The 16,027-nt window shown below is 58.5% G+C and carries 11 protein-coding genes; all 11 read left to right on the top strand.

The features are described from left to right. Nucleotides 1-148: 148 nt before the first annotated feature. The 11 genes from AC6ROY_RS19560 (at nucleotide 149) to AC6ROY_RS19610 (ending at nucleotide 15,967) form a co-directional block, all read left to right on the top strand. Entirely contained in the window at nucleotides 149-3,274 is a 3,126-nt protein-coding gene (locus AC6ROY_RS19560; RefSeq protein WP_500102283.1) for a glycosyl hydrolase, read from the top strand. A gap of 348 nt (nucleotides 3,275-3,622) precedes the next feature. Then, nucleotides 3,623-4,207 carry a bifunctional transcriptional activator/DNA repair enzyme AdaA gene (locus tag AC6ROY_RS19565; RefSeq protein WP_500102284.1) on the top strand — a complete coding sequence of 195 codons (585 nt, stop codon included), beginning with the start codon at nucleotides 3,623-3,625 and terminating at the stop codon, nucleotides 4,205-4,207. 4 nt (nucleotides 4,208-4,211) lie between these two features. Then, on the top strand, nucleotides 4,212-5,138 hold the full coding sequence (locus tag AC6ROY_RS19570) for a DNA-3-methyladenine glycosylase family protein (RefSeq protein ID WP_500102285.1): 927 nt from the start codon (nucleotides 4,212-4,214) through the stop codon (nucleotides 5,136-5,138). Further along, the gene (locus AC6ROY_RS19575; RefSeq protein ID WP_500102286.1) at nucleotides 5,131-5,724 is read left to right on the top strand and encodes a methylated-DNA--[protein]-cysteine S-methyltransferase; all 594 of its coding nucleotides are present in this window, start codon (nucleotides 5,131-5,133) and stop codon (nucleotides 5,722-5,724) included. The genes AC6ROY_RS19570 and AC6ROY_RS19575 overlap by 8 nt, the downstream gene beginning before the upstream one ends. 725 nt (nucleotides 5,725-6,449) lie before the next feature. Beyond that, a complete protein-coding gene (locus AC6ROY_RS19580; RefSeq protein WP_500102287.1) occupies nucleotides 6,450-6,890 on the top strand; it encodes a MarR family winged helix-turn-helix transcriptional regulator in 441 nt (146 codons plus the stop codon). A gap of 26 nt (nucleotides 6,891-6,916) precedes the next feature. Further along, nucleotides 6,917-7,570, top strand: a complete 654-nt coding sequence (locus tag AC6ROY_RS19585; protein WP_500102288.1) for a biotin/lipoyl-containing protein — start codon at nucleotides 6,917-6,919, stop codon at nucleotides 7,568-7,570. Between the two features lie 36 nt (nucleotides 7,571-7,606). Beyond that, nucleotides 7,607-9,310: a DHA2 family efflux MFS transporter permease subunit gene (locus tag AC6ROY_RS19590; RefSeq protein ID WP_500102289.1), complete on the top strand. Its 1,704-nt coding sequence runs from the start codon at nucleotides 7,607-7,609 to the stop codon at nucleotides 9,308-9,310. Nucleotides 9,311-9,350: 40 nt separating this feature from the next. Further along, entirely contained in the window at nucleotides 9,351-10,610 is a 1,260-nt protein-coding gene (locus AC6ROY_RS19595) for an efflux RND transporter periplasmic adaptor subunit (protein WP_500102290.1), read from the top strand. A 118-nt stretch (nucleotides 10,611-10,728) separates the two neighbouring features. After that, complete coding sequence (locus AC6ROY_RS19600; protein WP_500102291.1) at nucleotides 10,729-12,477, top strand: hypothetical protein; 1,749 nt, start codon at nucleotides 10,729-10,731, stop codon at nucleotides 12,475-12,477. A gap of 227 nt (nucleotides 12,478-12,704) precedes the next feature. After that, the gene (locus AC6ROY_RS19605; protein ID WP_500102292.1) at nucleotides 12,705-14,213 is read left to right on the top strand and encodes a response regulator transcription factor; all 1,509 of its coding nucleotides are present in this window, start codon (nucleotides 12,705-12,707) and stop codon (nucleotides 14,211-14,213) included. Beyond that, the gene (locus tag AC6ROY_RS19610; RefSeq protein ID WP_500102293.1) at nucleotides 14,210-15,967 is read left to right on the top strand and encodes a sensor histidine kinase; all 1,758 of its coding nucleotides are present in this window, start codon (nucleotides 14,210-14,212) and stop codon (nucleotides 15,965-15,967) included. The genes AC6ROY_RS19605 and AC6ROY_RS19610 overlap by 4 nt, the downstream gene beginning before the upstream one ends. The last annotated feature ends 60 nt before the right edge of the window (nucleotides 15,968-16,027 follow it).

Genomic DNA, 16,027 nt, shown 5'->3' on the forward strand with positions numbered 1-16,027 from the left:
TAATGCCTGCCGCAGTCCAGTCGGCGCGCGAAGGCCAGCAAGGTAAGGAGCAGCGAGGTAAGGCGCAGCGAGGTAAGGCGCAGCCGCGGATTGCAGCAGGTCTGGCGCATCATTTGGCCGCATCACGTTCGTAGGGAGGAGCTTTAAGATGAGCAGTCTGAAGCAAATGGAAGAGGCGTTCCGGCAGCCGGGGTCCGAGCATCGCTCGGCGCCGTTCTGGGCGTGGAACGACAAGCTGGAGAAGGAAGAGCTGATCCGGCAAATTCAAAGTATGAAGGAGCAGGGCGTCGGCGGGTTTTTTATGCATGCCCGTGACGGGCTGGAAACGGTCTACATGGGCGACGATTGGATCGAATGCGTAAGGACGGCGGTTGAAGCTGCAGCAGAGCAGGGGATGATCGCCTGGATTTATGACGAGGACCGCTGGCCCTCCGGTTCGGCCGGCGGTCTGGTGGCGGCACGCGGGGATGCGTACCGGGCAAAGGGACTGACAATCGACATCGTGCGCGGCGAGCTGCACGGGGGCGACGGGACGATTGTCGCCTTGTTTCGGGCCGTAATCGACGGCATGGAGCTGCATGCGTGCGAGCGGATCGCTTATGACGGCGGAAGCGGCGCGGAGCAGGCGCGTTATGTGCCGCAGGATGACGAGGTGCTGCTGGCGCTCCGCATCGAGGTCGCTGCGGGAGTCGAGTGGTTCAACGGGGAATCGCCCCACGACAACCTGAACCCGGAGGCGGTCCGCGCCTTCATTGACATCACCTACGAGGCCTATAAGGAGGCGGTCGGCGAGCACTTCGGCGGTGCAATCGCCGGCGTGTTCACGGATGAGCCGAGCGTAGCGGACCGGCATTGCCAATTTACGGAGGGCCGCGGCTGGCTGCCGTGGACGTATACGTTCCCGGAATTTTTCCGCGAGCGGCGGGGCTATGACGTGTATGACTCGGTGCCGTCGATTTTTTTCAACGCCCCGGACTCGCCCAAGGCGCGGCATAATTATTGGCGGACGGTGTCCGAGATGTTCGCGGAGTCGTTTACCAAGCAGCTCGGCGACTGGTGCGAGGAGGCGAATTTGGCGTTTACCGGCCACTTCCTGTGGGAAAATTTGCTCGGCGTTGCTACTCGCGTATGCGGCGCGATGATGCCGAACTACCGCTTTATGCATATTCCCGGCATAGATATCTTAATGGAGCAGGTCGATGAGACGATTACGGTCCGCCAGTGTACGAGCGTGGCAAATCAGTACGGCCGCAAGCAGGTTATTACTGAAACGTACGGCTGCACAGGCTGGGAGTTTACATTTGAAGGGCAGAAGTGGATCGGGGATTTTCAATATGTGCAGGGCGTCAATCTGCGCTCCCAGCATCTGGCGTTGTATTCGATCAAGGGCTGCCGCAAGCGCGATTACCCGCCGGTGTTTAACTACAACACGAACTGGTGGTCGCATAACCGGATCGTTGAGGACTATTTTGCACGCATTTCGGCTGTGATGTCGGAAGGGCGTGTCGTTCGGGACGTGCTTGTGCTGCACCCGGCGTCCACGGCGTGGGCGATGCTGGGGGCGAATCCGTACGGGATTCCTGTTCGGAATAAGGATCGGGATATTCCGGCGGTCAATCAGTATGGAGAGGACTTCAACCGGTTTTTGCGGTATTTGCTCGGCCAGCATTACGATTTCGACCTCGGCGACGAGACGATCATGCAGGAGGCGGGACGGGTCGAGTCCGGGCAATTGTTTGTACAGCAGGCCGGCTACAAAGTGGTCGTGCTGCCGCCGATGCAGACGATGCTGCGCAGTACGCTGGAGCTGCTGCTCGCGTTCGTGCAGGCCGGAGGCCGCGTAATCGCCGTTCAGCCGACCGCTTCCATGCTCGAAGGCGAGCGGGCGGTGGAACTGGACGCGCTGTACGGCCATCCCGGCGTCATAGTGCTGGCGCAGCCGCATGAGACGGCGTCCGCGCTGGAGGCCGCGCTGCCTCGCAGCGTCAGTATTCGCAACAGCTATATGGCGGAGGCGCCGGAGCTGCTGCATATGCTGCGCGAGCTGGAGGACAGCTGGTCGCTGCTTGTCGTCAACAACGACCGCGACAAGCCGGTCGAGGCGGACATCACACTCGCTTGCTTCGGCCGGGTCGAGGAGTGGGATTTGCTGACCGGAGCGATCAGCGCCGTGCCTGTGCGGGTTGAGCATGGCGGCTTGCAGATCAAGTCCAGCTTCGGTCCTGCGGGATCAAGGTTGTATGTGATCCGCAAGGGAGCGCAGCCGGAACTGCTTCGGCCGGAGCTGCCGACCGGGGATACCCGGCTTGACGTCTTCGCCAAGCCGGTTTATGCGTCGCTCGGCCCCGTAGCTCGCTTCACCCGCACCCAGCCGAATTTGCTTGTGCTGGATCAGTGCAGCTACCGGCTGGACGGCGGGGACTGGTCCGGGCAGATGGAGGTGTGGCAGGCGCAGCGGCAGGTTCGCGATACGCTTGGCATGCGGCAGGTGTACTACAACGGCTTGACCCAGCGGTACAAATGGGTGAACGAGCCGCACCCGCAGGACGGCAAGCTGCTGGAGCTGGTGTTTGCCTTCGAGGTCGAGAGCGTTCCGGCGACCGGCGTCAGCCTTGTGCTGGAGCAGGCGGAGCAATTCGCCGTCGAGCTGAACGGCCAGCCGGTGACAAGCAAGCCGGACGGCTGGTTTCTTGACCGCGCGCTGCATACCGTGCCGCTGCCGGCACTGAAGCAGGGCGTCAATGTGCTGACGCTCCGCTGCGCTTATTTGAACAGCATGGAGCTGGAGGATTGCTACCTGCTCGGCGATTTCGCGGTGGATGGCTTGCGCCGCCTCACAGCCGAGCCGGAGTCGCTGCACTTCGGCGACTGGGGGCTGCAGGGATATCCGCATTATTGCGGCAGTATGGTGTATCACTTCGAGCTGGATGGCGGGGAAGGAACGCCGGAGCGGGCGGTACTGGAGCTGGGAAGCTACTCGGCCGTTACGCTGGAGCTGCGTGTGAATGGTGCGCAGGCCGCTGTAATTCCTTGGCGGGCCGCTGCCCGGCAAGAGATTACCCCGCATTTGCGCAGCGGAAGCAATGCGATTGAGATTGAAGTCGTTGGCAGCCCGCGTAATATGTTCGGGCCGTTTCACTCGGCGAGAGGCGCGGCCATGTCTACCGGCTGGGAATCCTTCCGCACAGAGGGCGTGGACTATACGCCGGACTATGTGCTGCATCCGTACGGGCTGCTGGAGCAAATTCGCGTGTACCGCGGCGAGCAGGCTTAGGGCGTGTCTCAAAAATCGCTGCAGTGCATCTTTTACCGCCTTTTCGCCCCCTGCCGCGTCACTTTCCCTTAACGTGCCCCGGCACGCCTGCGGAAAACTTCCTTGCTTGGAACGAAAATTCGGCAAAATCTGCTGCCTTCAGCGTTTTCAGACACGTCCTAGTACATATTCGTAAAGGAGCTGACATCCGAAGCAACCCCGGCAGCCTGGACAAGGGCCCGGGGTTTTGGATTTGACCGCCGCCTGAAGCGGATTCGTCCCGACACGAAGCGCAAGAAAAAAGATGTATTCGCCGTCAAACCTTGTTAAAGTGTTACCATGATGACATGCAAACAGGAGTTTGGGGACATGAGCAAGCAAAGCCTGACCTTTGACGAGAAGTGGGCGATTGTGCTCGCCTGCGACTGCAGCTACGACGGGAAATTTGTGACAGCGGTGAAGACGACCCGCATCTATTGCCGGCCATCGTGCCGATCGCGCAAGCCGAAAAAAATAAATGTCGAGTTTATGGAGACAAACGAGCAGGCAGAGCGCGCCGGGTACCGGGCCTGCAAGCGATGCCGTCCGGAGGAAGGGCGCGCGCCGCATCTGGAGCTGGCCGCCGCGATTATCGCGTTTCTGGAGGAGCATTACCGTCAGAAGCTGGCGCTGGACGATCTTGCCGCGTTTATCGGGATGAGCGCCTATCATTTGGAACGGCAATTCAAGCAGACGACCTCGCAGACGCCGCGCCAGTACCTGGAGCAGCTGCGGATCGAACGTGCGGCCAAGCTGCTGGAGGAAACGGAGCTGTCCAATCTGGAGGTATGCTATGAGGTAGGCTTTCAGAGTCCGTCCAGCTTTTACAAGGCATTTGAGCGGCATCGGCATTGTTCGCCTGCCCAATATCGGGACCAACATAGGCAGCGGCAGAGCCGGAAAGGAGCAGAGTAACGTCATGTCAGCCCAAACCTATATCGACCGTGGCACGGTTATTGACGTACTGCCGCCGCAGCCCTTCCCGTTTGCGGAGTGCGTGCAGTTTTTGGGGCGTTCGCCCCACGAGACGCTGCATCGTGTGCATCGCGGGGAGGTGTACAAGCTGCTCCGCACGACGCAGGCGGCAGAGCCGGTGCTGCTGCGGATTGGCTGGGAGCCGGACGCGGAGATGCTTCGCATCAGCTTTCCTGCTGGTGCGCCGGTGCATGAAGCAAGGGAGGAGGCCGCTCGTTACGTGCGGGACTGGTTTGATCTGGACACGTCGCTGGACGGCTTTCTCCGGCTGTTGAGCGAGGATCACGTGCTGCGGCAGCTGCCTTCAGCTTATGCGGGTATGCGGCTGATTGGCGTTCCGGAGCTGTTTGAAGCGTTGACCTGGGCAGTCATCGGCCAGCAGATCAATCTGGGCTTTGCGTATACGATCAAGCGGCGGCTGATCGAGCGTTTCGGCGACAAATCGGCGCACGACGGCCAGACGTATTGGCTGTACCCGGATTGCCGGGTGATCGCGGAGCTGGACACGGCCGAGTTAACCGCTTTGCAGTTCACTGGACGCAAGGCCGAGTATGTGATTGGCATAGCCCGGGCGATGGCGCAAGGGGAGCTGAGCCGGGACGGGCTGCTGCGGCAGAGTCCGTTCCAGGCCCGCGACACGCTGCTGGCGCTGCGCGGAGTCGGCGCTTGGACAGCGGACTATGTCCGGATGAAATGCCTGCATCATACGGACGCTTTTCCGATTGCAGATGTCGGTTTGCACAATGCGCTCAAGACGCTGCTCGGCTTGCCGTGCAAGCCCAGCCTCGAAGAAATTCGCGAGCTGGCGGCTGGCTGGCAAGGCTGGGAGGCGTATGCCACTTTTTACTTATGGAGGACCTTATATGGGTAAAGCAATACAGGAAGCAGGCTGGTACAAGCTGGACTATGTATCGCCGATCGGAGTCATCGAGCTGATCGGTCGAGAGGACGGGATGTATTCGCTGTTGTTTCGCGATGCGGACAAACGCGCTGGGGCAAAAGGGTCAGGGTCCGCAGCGACGGACCAAGCGTCAGCGGGCGAGCAGAGGTTGGGCGGTATTGCAGCGCCAGTGAGCGGCTTGGTCAACGAGAGCGCAACGCTGCCTGAAGGGATTGTCCAATGCTGCGCGGAGCTGGACGGCTATTTTCGAGGCACGCTCCGGGTGTTTACTTTTCCGTTTGTGTTTGGCGGAACGCCGTTCCAGCAGTCCGTCTGGCGGGCATTGGCTGACGTGCCGTATGGGCAAACGATCTCCTACAAGGAGCTGGCCGAGGCCATCGGCAACCCGAAGGCGATTCGCGCTGTCGGCCATGCGAACGGCCGGAACCTGTTAAGCATCGTCGTCCCTTGCCATCGAATCGTCGGCGCCGACGGCAGCTTGACCGGTTACGCAGGCGGACTCGACCGGAAGGAATGGCTGCTGCGCCACGAACGCAGAGAGGAAGTTGCGCTCTAGCTTCCAGTAATCAAGCGGGAGCCAGCAGGCATGTTTTTTCTTGTCGTACAATGTCCGCCTCCAGTAGACAGTTGTCTTATAAAAGGCGGACATTCCCCCATTATTTACTTTGTTGCTCATACATCAATATCTGGGAGCAAGCGATGCTGAAATCTCCATATCTAGACATCACATCGGCCAAGGGGCGGTGTGGCGAAGACCCTTCTGATGTCCACTCTTTAAAAGACAAACATCCGCAAATGTCCTTTCCCAGAGGACAAACTCTCTCAACGAATGCCTTCTCTCAACGAACGATTTTTCTCAGTGAACATTCCCTTGCAGTGAACGATTTTCCCAGTGAACATCCTCTTACAGCAACGATTTCTCTAAGCACACAAATTTTCTAAGCAAACGCCCATTGCAGACGATGACCAAGCCACGATCTCAAACTGGGGGATCGTTGATATGCCGAAGCGCGGCCTTCTACACTAACGGCGGTGAACAAAATCGTTCTTTACGTGTCCAGCCTTTCGGTACCAAGTCTCCCGGTCTAAACAACTTCAAACGATTCCCGTTAAAAAGCTCCGATTCGGAGCCTTTTGACGTTTCAGCATGTTCATGTTAAAACTCAAGCGGAGTAACTTTTGTTTTATATTAAAATTAATTATTGACGAATCATTTGTTAGGTGATATTTTCTTATTAAAATAATTTAAAATTAAATTAATTTAATGTAAAAGGAATGGTGGTGGATAAATTGTCCGAGATCGACAAACGGCTGGAGGAGCTTGACGAGCTGCTTTGGATGTTCATTCGGCATACCCGGAAATGGTCGGCTTCCTCGGATTTGTCACGGCAGCAGGTGGTGCTGCTGCAGGTTTTGTTTACGAAGGAGGACGCAACGGTTGGAGAACTGGCCGAGGAGCTAGAGCTGTCTGCAAGCGCGACGACGCTGGCGGTTAATCGGCTGGAGCAGATGGGACTGATTTTGCGCAAGCGTGATCACGCGGATCGCCGCGTGGTCCGCCTCACGTTGTCGGAGGCAGCGAAGGCGCAGACAGCCGAGATGCGGAGCTGCAAGCGCGAGCTGTTGAAGCAGCTGCTGGGCGGCTTGGACAGCGGGGAACAGGAGCAATTCGTAGCGCTGCTGCGCAAAATGACATTTTCCCTGGATACAAGCAGGGAGTAAGGGACGGAAAGGGGCTTAATGGATTCATGAACAGAAAGCGGATGATCCTCGCAGTTGTACTGGTGCTTGTGCTGGCGGGCGGCTATTTCGGCGCCAAAGCGTATATGGAAAGCGGTAAATACATCACAACCGAGGATGCCAAAGTACAGGGCGATTTGAGAGCCATCGGCTCCTTGGCGGCAGGCAAGCTGGTTGAATGGCGGTACAAAGAGGGTGATTCCTTCGCCAAAGGCGACGTGCTCGGCATTGTCGAAACGGTGCCCGCCAAGGGAAATACACCGGCTTCCACCATCGAAATTACCGCGCCTGAGAGCGGGACCGTGATCCAGTCGACAGCGGTGCAGAGCCAGACCGTATCTCCGGGAGCTGCGCTTGCGATGAGCGCCGATCTTGATGCGCTGTACATTACGGCGAATGTGCAGGAGACGGAAGTTAACCAGGTAAAGCTGGGGGGCAAAGTGACGATTCAAATTGACGCCTTCAAGGGGGAGACGTTTACCGGTCATATCGAGAAAATCGGTTTGGGTACCAATTCGGCGTTTTCGCTGCTGCCGTCCTCCAATACCTCTGGCAATTTTACGAAGGTTATTCAACGAATTCCGGTGAAAATCGCGCTGGATGGCAATCAGGGCAAGCGGCTGATCCCGGGATTGAACGCGACGGTCCGGATTGAAAAGTAAGGCGAGACGGAAGTCGCGGAAGGAGGAAGGCTTACGATGAGCGCGGAGGAAACCAAGCCAGACGCTTCGTCCGGAGGCGCGGATGCAGGAGAAGTCAACCGGGCGAAAATGTCCGGCGGTACAGGCGCAGAAGCTGGAGAAGCCACAGCAAAGGCGTTGTCTGGCAGCGCAGACGCAGGCTCAGGCAAGCCGTCGTCCCCGCCCAAGCTGCCGCTGCTGGCGATGCTGGCCATGATTTTGGGCGTATTTATGGCGATATTGGATACGAGTATCGTCAATGTGGCGATTCCGAAGATGATGTCGGTGTTTGGCGTCAACCAGTCGCAGATTGAATGGGTGGTGACGGCTTACGCGCTGGTCAGCGGAGCGCTGGTGCCGGCGACGGGGTATTTGGGCGACAGGTTTGGCTACAAGCGGATTTATGTAATTTCGTTAGTTATTTTTACGATCGGTTCGGGGTTGTGCGGCATTGCCTGGAGCAATGAATCCATGATTGTGTTTCGCATCATTCAGGCGGCCGGCGGAGGCGCGATGATGCCGATCAGCATGGCGATGATTTTCCGGATCATTCCGAATGAAAAGCGCGGCTTGGCGATGGGGCTGTTTGGCATTGCGATCATGTTCGCGCCTGCGACCGGCCCGACGTTATCCGGCTACATTGTCGAATACTTGGACTGGCGGCTTATTTTCACTATTAACGTGCCGATCGGGATCGCGGATTTGTTTTTGTCCATTTTTTTCCTGAAGGAATTCAAGTCAGAGGTGAAGCGGTCATTTGACGTCTGGGGTTTTCTCGCTTCGACGACCGGTCTTGCCTCGCTGCTGTACGGGATCGGGCTTGTTTCGGAGAAAGGCTGGTCCGATCACGAGGTGCTCGGGTTTGTGGTCACAGGGCTGGTTGCATTGTCCGCCTTCGTCTGGATTGAGCTGAAGGTGAAGGAGCCGCTGCTGGACCTGACCTTGCTGAAAAACGGGACGTACACGCTGACATTGGTCATTTCCAGTCTGGTGACGGTTATTATGATGGGCGTGCTGTTTCTGCTGCCGGTATTCCTGCAAAGCGTCTCCGGGCTGTCGGCTGTGCAGACGGGCTTGATTTTGCTACCGCAGGCGCTGCTGTCCGGCTTTATGATGCCGATTGCCGGCGCTTTGTACGACAAGCTGGGCGCCAAGGCGCTGGCGATTATCGGGCTGCTGGTGACGGCGTACGGCTTGTATTTGACCGCGCAGCTTAGTTTGGAAACGTCGTTTGCCACCATCATCTTCTGGATGTGCTTGCGAGCAGCGGGCATGGGGCTGATGATGATGCCGATGCAAACGGCGGGCATGAGCACGGTGCCGGTTGATAAGATCGGCCAGGGAACGGCGCTGTCGAATACGGTGCGGCAGGTCAGCGGGGCGTTTGGTATCGCCTGGCTGTCGCTGCAATTTACAGACCGCCGCAATTTCCACAGCGCCAGCTATGCGGAGCAGGTGAACGCCTGGTCCGTGACGGTTACGGATCAGCTGGCGAAGCTGCAGAACGGCTTTGTACAGGCGGGCCAATCGGCGGCGCAGGCGAAATCAAGCGCGATCAGCTACCTTTACGGGCAGGTCCAGATGCAGGCGACGGTGACGGCGCTGGATGATGTATTTATTGTGACGGCGGTGCTGTCGCTGGTGGCGCTTGGGATGAGCTTGCTGATTCGGGAGAAGCGCACGAAGGATGCGGCCGCCGGCATGCATATGATGGGTGAATAACCGGTACAAGGGAACAAGGATGCGAAGGAGCGTATGGCAGATGATACAAACGGTAAAGTCACAATCGGGTAAGCGGGCGCGGCGGCGCTCAGGCTGGACACGCGTGACGGCGGCGGGGCTTGTTGTGCTGCTGTCGGCTGTGGCGGCGGGCTGCTCGACAGCTCCTGCCCCGCAGCAGGGAGCGAAGACGGTGCGTGTTACGAAGGTTACCGCGGGTCAGGTGGACAATGCCCGGGAGCTGGACGCAGATATCGTCTCGTCGGCCCAGGTCAACATCGTGAGCAAGCTGGGCGGCGATGTCATTGAGGTATTGAAGAAAAAGGGCGACAGCGTCACCCGGGGCGAGGTGCTGTTCCGGCTTGATTCGTCGAGTGCGGCGCGCAACCGCGACAAGACGCAGCTGACCAAGAACAATTTACAGGCGCAGCTGGACAAAACGGCGGCCGACCTTGCAACGAACAAGGCGGTGCTGCGCAACACGATCGAGAAGCTGACGCTGCAGATCGCCGATCTGGAGAAGGCATACAATAACGCGCATAACGATTACGATGCAGGCACGGTGACGAAGAGCCAGCTGGAGAAGGCGGAATCCACGCTCAAAACCGCGCGGCTTGACCTTGATACGGCGCAGAAGCAGCTGGCTAACCTTGAATCGACCGATGCGCTTGCCTCGCTGCGCATTCAGATGGACAGCTCGGATATCGCGATGCAGGACATCGAGTCCGCGATTAACGACTACGAGGTGAAGGCTCCGATCAGCGGCGTATTGACGGAGTTTGCTCCGGAGGCGGGCATGACGGTGTCTGCGGGGTATGGCGCCGGCGTTGTCCAGCAGCTTGATCCGGTCAAGGTGCACGCCGATGTGACCGAAACGATGCTGCAGCAGCTGGCAGGCAAGCAGGACATAGCTGTGACGGTGCCCGGCTCCGGCGACAAGCTGACCGGCAAGGTCGTTTACCTCGCCGATGTGATGAGCTTGCCGAGCAAAACCTATGTGCTGGAGCTGTCCGTGCCCAATCCGGGCCGCAAGCTGAAGCCGGGCATGCGCGTCAAGCTGCAGCTCGGAGAGGGCGGCGAGCAAGCGATGCTGTCCGTGCCGAATGCGGCGCTCGTTCAGGAGGGCGACGCGGCTTATGCTTACGCGCTGGTCGATGACCATGTCGAGAAACGGAAGCTCAGTCTTGGCGCAAGCACGGCGAATGGCCGTGAGGTGACGGCCGGGTTGAAGGATGGCGAGCTGGTCGTCATCTCCGGCCAGAAGGATTTGCAGGACCGCGATCAGGCGGTTGTCAGCCAGTAGCCAGTAAAGCAGCATGCCGCGGCGCTGTAAAGGTTTAACGCCGGTCCAGCCCCGGCGGCCGCTTCGGCATGTCGCCGTTCTGACGGCGGCGGCGTTCGTACAGAGGAGGAGAACAAACATGAATAGATGGAACAAAACGCTGGCTTGCGCGCTGATCGCGGCATTGGCCGGCACAGTGGGCACGGGAGCGGCGTATGTGCTGCCGGGCGCATCGGCCGCTTATGCGGCAGACCTGGACATCCGGGTGCCGCAGGTGCTCGCCGGCGCGCTGCAGGTGAAGGTGGAGCATGTCGCCGTGGAGCAAACGACGGCAGGCACGCGTCTGGCCGCAGTCGTCACGATGTACAACGTCTGGGAAAGCACGGTCCGCGTGCCGGATGTGGAGCTGCGGGCGCGGACGGCTTCCGGCACTGAATATGTGCTTCGTCCGAGTGCGGATCAGCCGGGCTCCATTGCTCCGATGTCGTCGGTCCGTCTGAGCTTCATGGCAGTCATCGACCGGGCCGAGACGCCGGTGCCAGCCGCGCTTGTCTGGGTGGATGTCAATAAGGATGTGTATCCGAAGCAGGAGACTACGCTGCTGGAGCTGTCGGTAGGCTCGCTTGTGTGGCGCGGCGCGAGCACGTCGGCGGGGCAGCTTCCCCGGCTGGAGTGGGGGCAGTCCTTCACGATTCCGGGTCTGCACTCGTCGTTGAGCTACAAGCCAGTCAGCTTGACGAAGCAGTTCAAAAACGGAGCGGCCACGGCCGTGCTGCAGCTGCTGGCGACCAATGAAGGGGAATCTGCCGAAGCCGTGCCTGCGGTCACGTTCGACGGACTGGCGGCCGGGCAAACGTATGGCGGGACGCTGGCCGATGACCGCGCCGGCGCGCTGGAGCCGAGGGAGCAGCGGTATGTGTATTTCGCGATTCCTTATGATGTGACGCAGCCGCTGGAAAGCTTGACGCTGATGTCCAAGGAAGCGTACCGCTGGCCGGGCCGGACCGACGCGGCTGCTGCGGTCAATTATAGCGTCGGCAAGCTGACGCTGCCTGTCCCGCCGCAAGGCGAGCTGCTTGCGGCGATTCCGGTGACGCCGGGCTTGCACCAGGCGGTGAAGCTCGACCCGCTTGCCAAGTCGGCGTATACCGAGCTGACGGCGACGGTCGAGGACTTCCGGCTGTATGAAAACTACGGGCAAGGCTACCAGTCCGGCATCGCCAAGCTCAAGCTGAGCAACCGGACAGCGAAGCCGCTGCCGGTGCCTGCCTGGGCTGTGGAGCTGACCGGCCCTGACGGCAACACGTACTCCGGCAGCCGGGTATCCGGCGGCGAGCAGGAGGTGCTGCCGGGTACGGATGTCGCGGTCGACTATGCGTTTGTCGTGCCGCTGACGGCCGGGCCGGGCAACCGCTTTACGCTGCAGCTGAACGACGGCCAGACGGCTGCGCCTTACAAGTCGCCGGTAGCGCAGGTGTCGCTGCAAGCGGCGGAGCCGGATCAGCTTGGGCCAAGCGCGAGCTTTTATCCGTATAAGCTGGAGATCAAGAGCGACCTGGTCTCGCTGATCACGACCGGCTCCCCGGCGACGGGCGGCTATAATTATCAGTTCCGGCTCAAATGGAACACTGAGCTGTCCACGACGGATCGCGTCATCGTCGATGACAAGTCGTCCAAGCTGCTGCTGGAGCTTCTGGCTGCGGACGGCCGCAGGCTCGGCATGCAGACGATCAATCTGGTCGGCGACAACAGGCTGCTGAACGGAGAACAAACCGTATTTTTCCGCGATCCGGTCGATCAGCTCGAAACGAAGTTGAACGTCAAGGTGTATGAAGCCATCGACACGCCGCACGGTCAGGCCAGACGGCTGATTGCGGAGCTGCATTAGAACGCTTCCGCGCATTCGGCCGCGAGCATGCTTGTGCAGCTCACAGGCTGCCGGCTACATCAGGGGCCGTATATCCGAAACTCGCTTTCGGATACACGGCCCCTTTCATATGCACCGAAATCATAAAAATTTGCTACGTTGCGAAAAAATTCCGCATTCATTTCCGTGCGGCGCTCTGCTACACTTGAGGTGCAGTCGTCATACTGCCGCGAAGGAGGTTGGCCCGGTTGACTCAAATTTTGATCGTCGATGACGAATATATCGAACGCGAGGGCGTTAAGCGATTGATTCATAAATATCAGCTGCCGTTAACCATTCTCGAAGCCGAAAACGGCGAAGAGGCGTTAGAGCTGCTTGCCGCGCATCCGGTGGACATCTTGTTCACGGATATCAAGATGCCGTTTATGGACGGGCTGGCGTTGTGCGCGGCGGCCAGAGCACGTGATCCGGAGCTGAAAATTATGATTTTCAGCGCGTTCGGCGAGTTCGAATACGCGCAGCGCGCAATCCATTATCAAATTTTCGCCTATTTGCTCAAGCCGGTGGAGGTCAGCGAATTTTTACGGGAAATGAACAGCGTGATTGAGCTATGCGAGAAGGAGCGGGCGCTGGAGAAGGAAAGCTTGCTGCTGGAGCTGCTGCATGCGGATCTGGAGTCGGAGCGCCTGCCGGACCCGCGGCTGCTGACCGGTCTGAGCTTTGGCGGCAGGCTGCTGCTGCCCGTGCTGATTGACTTTACCCGCCCGGTGTTCGATGCGGAGCAGGATGATTGGGCAGATTTATTGAAAGCGCTTCTACCGGAGCTGCCCTTTTTTGAATATGTCAATCTGAACACAAGCCAGAGCCTGCTGGTGCTGCTGCATGAGCAGCCGCTTGCCGCAGGGGAGGCGCAAGCGTTGGGCAGTCGTCTGCGAGAGGGGATAGCTGCGGCCCGCCAGGAACGATTTACGCTTGTTGTCGGACGGCAGCTGGCAGCGCCCTCCGAGCTGGGTGAGCACTTCCGGCTGATGGAGCAGGTGCTGGCGTATCAGTTTTTTTTCCAGGAAAGCACCGTGCTGTATACGGATGGCAGTCAGGAGCAGGGCGAGCTGGCCGATTCGATTCCGAAGCTGATGGAGACGATTCACTGGCATCTGGAGATGAAGGACAGCTACGGCTTCCGCCAAGGCGTGGAGCTTTTTTTCCAAACGATTGAGGGCAGCGGCCAACATTCGGCGATTTATATCAAATACATGTGTATCGAGCTGATCAAGAAGGTCGTGGAGCAGACGGGGCAAGCGGACCCGGCGAAGTTCAGGACGACGGTGGAGGCGATTTTCGGCTGCCGGACGCTGGGTGAGCTGAAGGAGCAGGTGCAGCTGGCGATGACGCCGCTCGCGCGGGAATCCGAGACGCATCATCCGGAGTTTACGAAGAAGGTTATCAAGGACATGCTGCAGCTCATTGAGGACAACTACCACCTGGATATTGGTCTGGGCTGGATTGCCGACCGGGTCTATTTGACGCAGACGTATGTCAGCTATTTGTTCAGCCGGGAGGTCGGCCAGACACTGGTCAAATATATTACGCTTGTACGGATGCAGAAGGCGGAGGAGCTGCTGCGCGGCACACATCTGACTATTCTCGATATCAGCCGGCAGGTCGGCTTCACGAATGACTCGTATTTCTGCAAAATTTTCAAAACGTATTACGGGCTGAGCCCGGCCAAATTCCGCGAAACGAAAAGCCGGCCATGAACCGGCTGCTGGCTCGCCTTCAAAATATGCGCTTCAAGCAGAAGCTGTTTTTGTCTTACATGGCCGTGTCGATTATTCCGGTGCTTGTGCTCGGGATATTTTCGTATTACCAGGCGAGCGGCTTTCTGCTGCAGCAAGCGCGCCATAATCTGGACGGTGCGATCAGCCAGATCGCGGAGACGATGAATTACCGCACTCGGCAGTACGAAGCCATTATTAACTCGATCACCCAAAACATCGTGTTCAAGCAAATTTTCATCAACAACCACGGCGATTTCCCTGTGCTGTACCGGGATTACGTCGATCCTTTTTTCGGAAATATTTTGGACCTGAACCAAGATATTTTACAGCTGTCCGTCTTTACCGACAATCCGGCGATTTTGCGGGGCGACTATATTTTGCCGCTGTTGCTGACCGAGGATATGCCGTGGGCCGGACGCGAAGCGAAGCCGCGAGAAACGCAGTGGGTACTGAAAAACGGCAAGCTGTTCGCCACCCGGCCGTTTTTGCATGACAGCGGGCGCGAGGTTGGCGCATCGGCGGCGCTGCTGTATTTGAGTATAGATACGGACAGCATGCTGCAGGATTTGGCGGGGATGAAGACGGGAGCTTACGGCGTGCAGCTGCTGGACCGCGACGGACAGGCGGTATTTTCCCGCAACATCGGGCTGGCGGCCGACATTAGCCCCGTATCCGTACCTGTCGCATCGCTGCAGGAGAAGACGGGCACCTTTACCTTAAACCGTACCGCCTACCTGTACATTACAGAGAATATCCCCGAGCCGGGCTGGCGGCTCATTTACTTTACGCCCAAGGACGGGATCGCGATTGACGCGCGGAGTATCGTCGGAGCGACAGCGCTTATTGTTGTGCTGTGCCTTGTGGTGCTGCTGCTGCTGACCTGGTTTTTCTCCACAACCTTCGTCCGGCGGCTCGTACGCTTGAACAAGCAGATGATGCTTGTGGAAAATGGCAATCTGAAGCTGGACGTGTCCAGCGCATCCACCGACGAGGTCGGCCAGCTGACGAACCGGTTCGGCCACATGCTGACGAATATCAACACACTGATTGAGGAAGTGTATCAGAGTAAAATTACGCAGAAGGAAGCCGAGCTGCGGGCGCTGCAGACGCAAATTAACCCTCATTTCCTGTATAACACCCTGTCGATCATCAACTGGAAGGCATTGGAGATTGATGCGATGGAGATCAGCCAGATTACGAATACCGTCTCGCGTTTTTACCGGACGGTGCTGAACAAGGGGAATGACTTCATTCCAGTGCGGCTGGAGATCGAAAACGCCAAGGACTATATGCATATCCAAAGCATCATGCACCACTACAGCTTCGATTTTGTGTGCGAGGTGGATGAAGAGCTGCTGCGCTACGATATGATCAACCTGATCTTCCAGCCGATTCTCGAAAATGCGCTTGAGCATGGCGTCGATCTGCTGCGCAAGGGCAGCAGGCGCGGACGAATCGTACTGCACGGCAGCCGCGCGGGAGACGACCTGCAATTTTACATTGAGGACAACGGACCCGGAATGAGTGCCGAGCGGGCCGAGGAGGTGCTGCTCCAGCCGTCCGCCGGATATGGGCTGAAAAACGTACATGACCGTATCCAGATCCGCTTTGGCGCTCCCTATGGCGTGCGGATCGACAGTGTCCCCGGGGAGGGGACGCGAATTACGCTGACCTTCCCGAGCTATACGGCGCCGGAGCGCGGGCAGGGGGCTGAGGCTGTGCGCGGCGGATAAGTAGTGGAGGGGGCTGCAGGGCATGTCTTTTTGCGATCAATTACCTAAATGGAAACCTAA

The organism is Paenibacillus sp. sg306046, from assembly GCF_059821225.1.

What these genes read in the sequence shown, in the direction of transcription:
- AC6ROY_RS19560 (WP_500102283.1), top strand. Translation starts at nt 149, where the DNA reads ATGAGCAGTCTGAAGCAAATGGAAGAGGCGTTCCGGCAGCCGGGGTCC.
- AC6ROY_RS19565 (WP_500102284.1), top strand. Translation starts at nt 3,623, where the DNA reads ATGAGCAAGCAAAGCCTGACCTTTGACGAGAAGTGGGCGATTGTGCTC.
- AC6ROY_RS19570 (WP_500102285.1), top strand. Translation starts at nt 4,212, where the DNA reads ATGTCAGCCCAAACCTATATCGACCGTGGCACGGTTATTGACGTACTG.
- AC6ROY_RS19575 (WP_500102286.1), top strand. Translation starts at nt 5,131, where the DNA reads ATGGGTAAAGCAATACAGGAAGCAGGCTGGTACAAGCTGGACTATGTA.
- AC6ROY_RS19585 (WP_500102288.1), top strand. Translation starts at nt 6,917, where the DNA reads ATGAACAGAAAGCGGATGATCCTCGCAGTTGTACTGGTGCTTGTGCTG.
- AC6ROY_RS19590 (WP_500102289.1), top strand. Translation starts at nt 7,607, where the DNA reads ATGAGCGCGGAGGAAACCAAGCCAGACGCTTCGTCCGGAGGCGCGGAT.
- AC6ROY_RS19595 (WP_500102290.1), top strand. Translation starts at nt 9,351, where the DNA reads ATGATACAAACGGTAAAGTCACAATCGGGTAAGCGGGCGCGGCGGCGC.
- AC6ROY_RS19600 (WP_500102291.1), top strand. Translation starts at nt 10,729, where the DNA reads ATGAATAGATGGAACAAAACGCTGGCTTGCGCGCTGATCGCGGCATTG.
- AC6ROY_RS19610 (WP_500102293.1), top strand. Translation starts at nt 14,210, where the DNA reads ATGAACCGGCTGCTGGCTCGCCTTCAAAATATGCGCTTCAAGCAGAAG.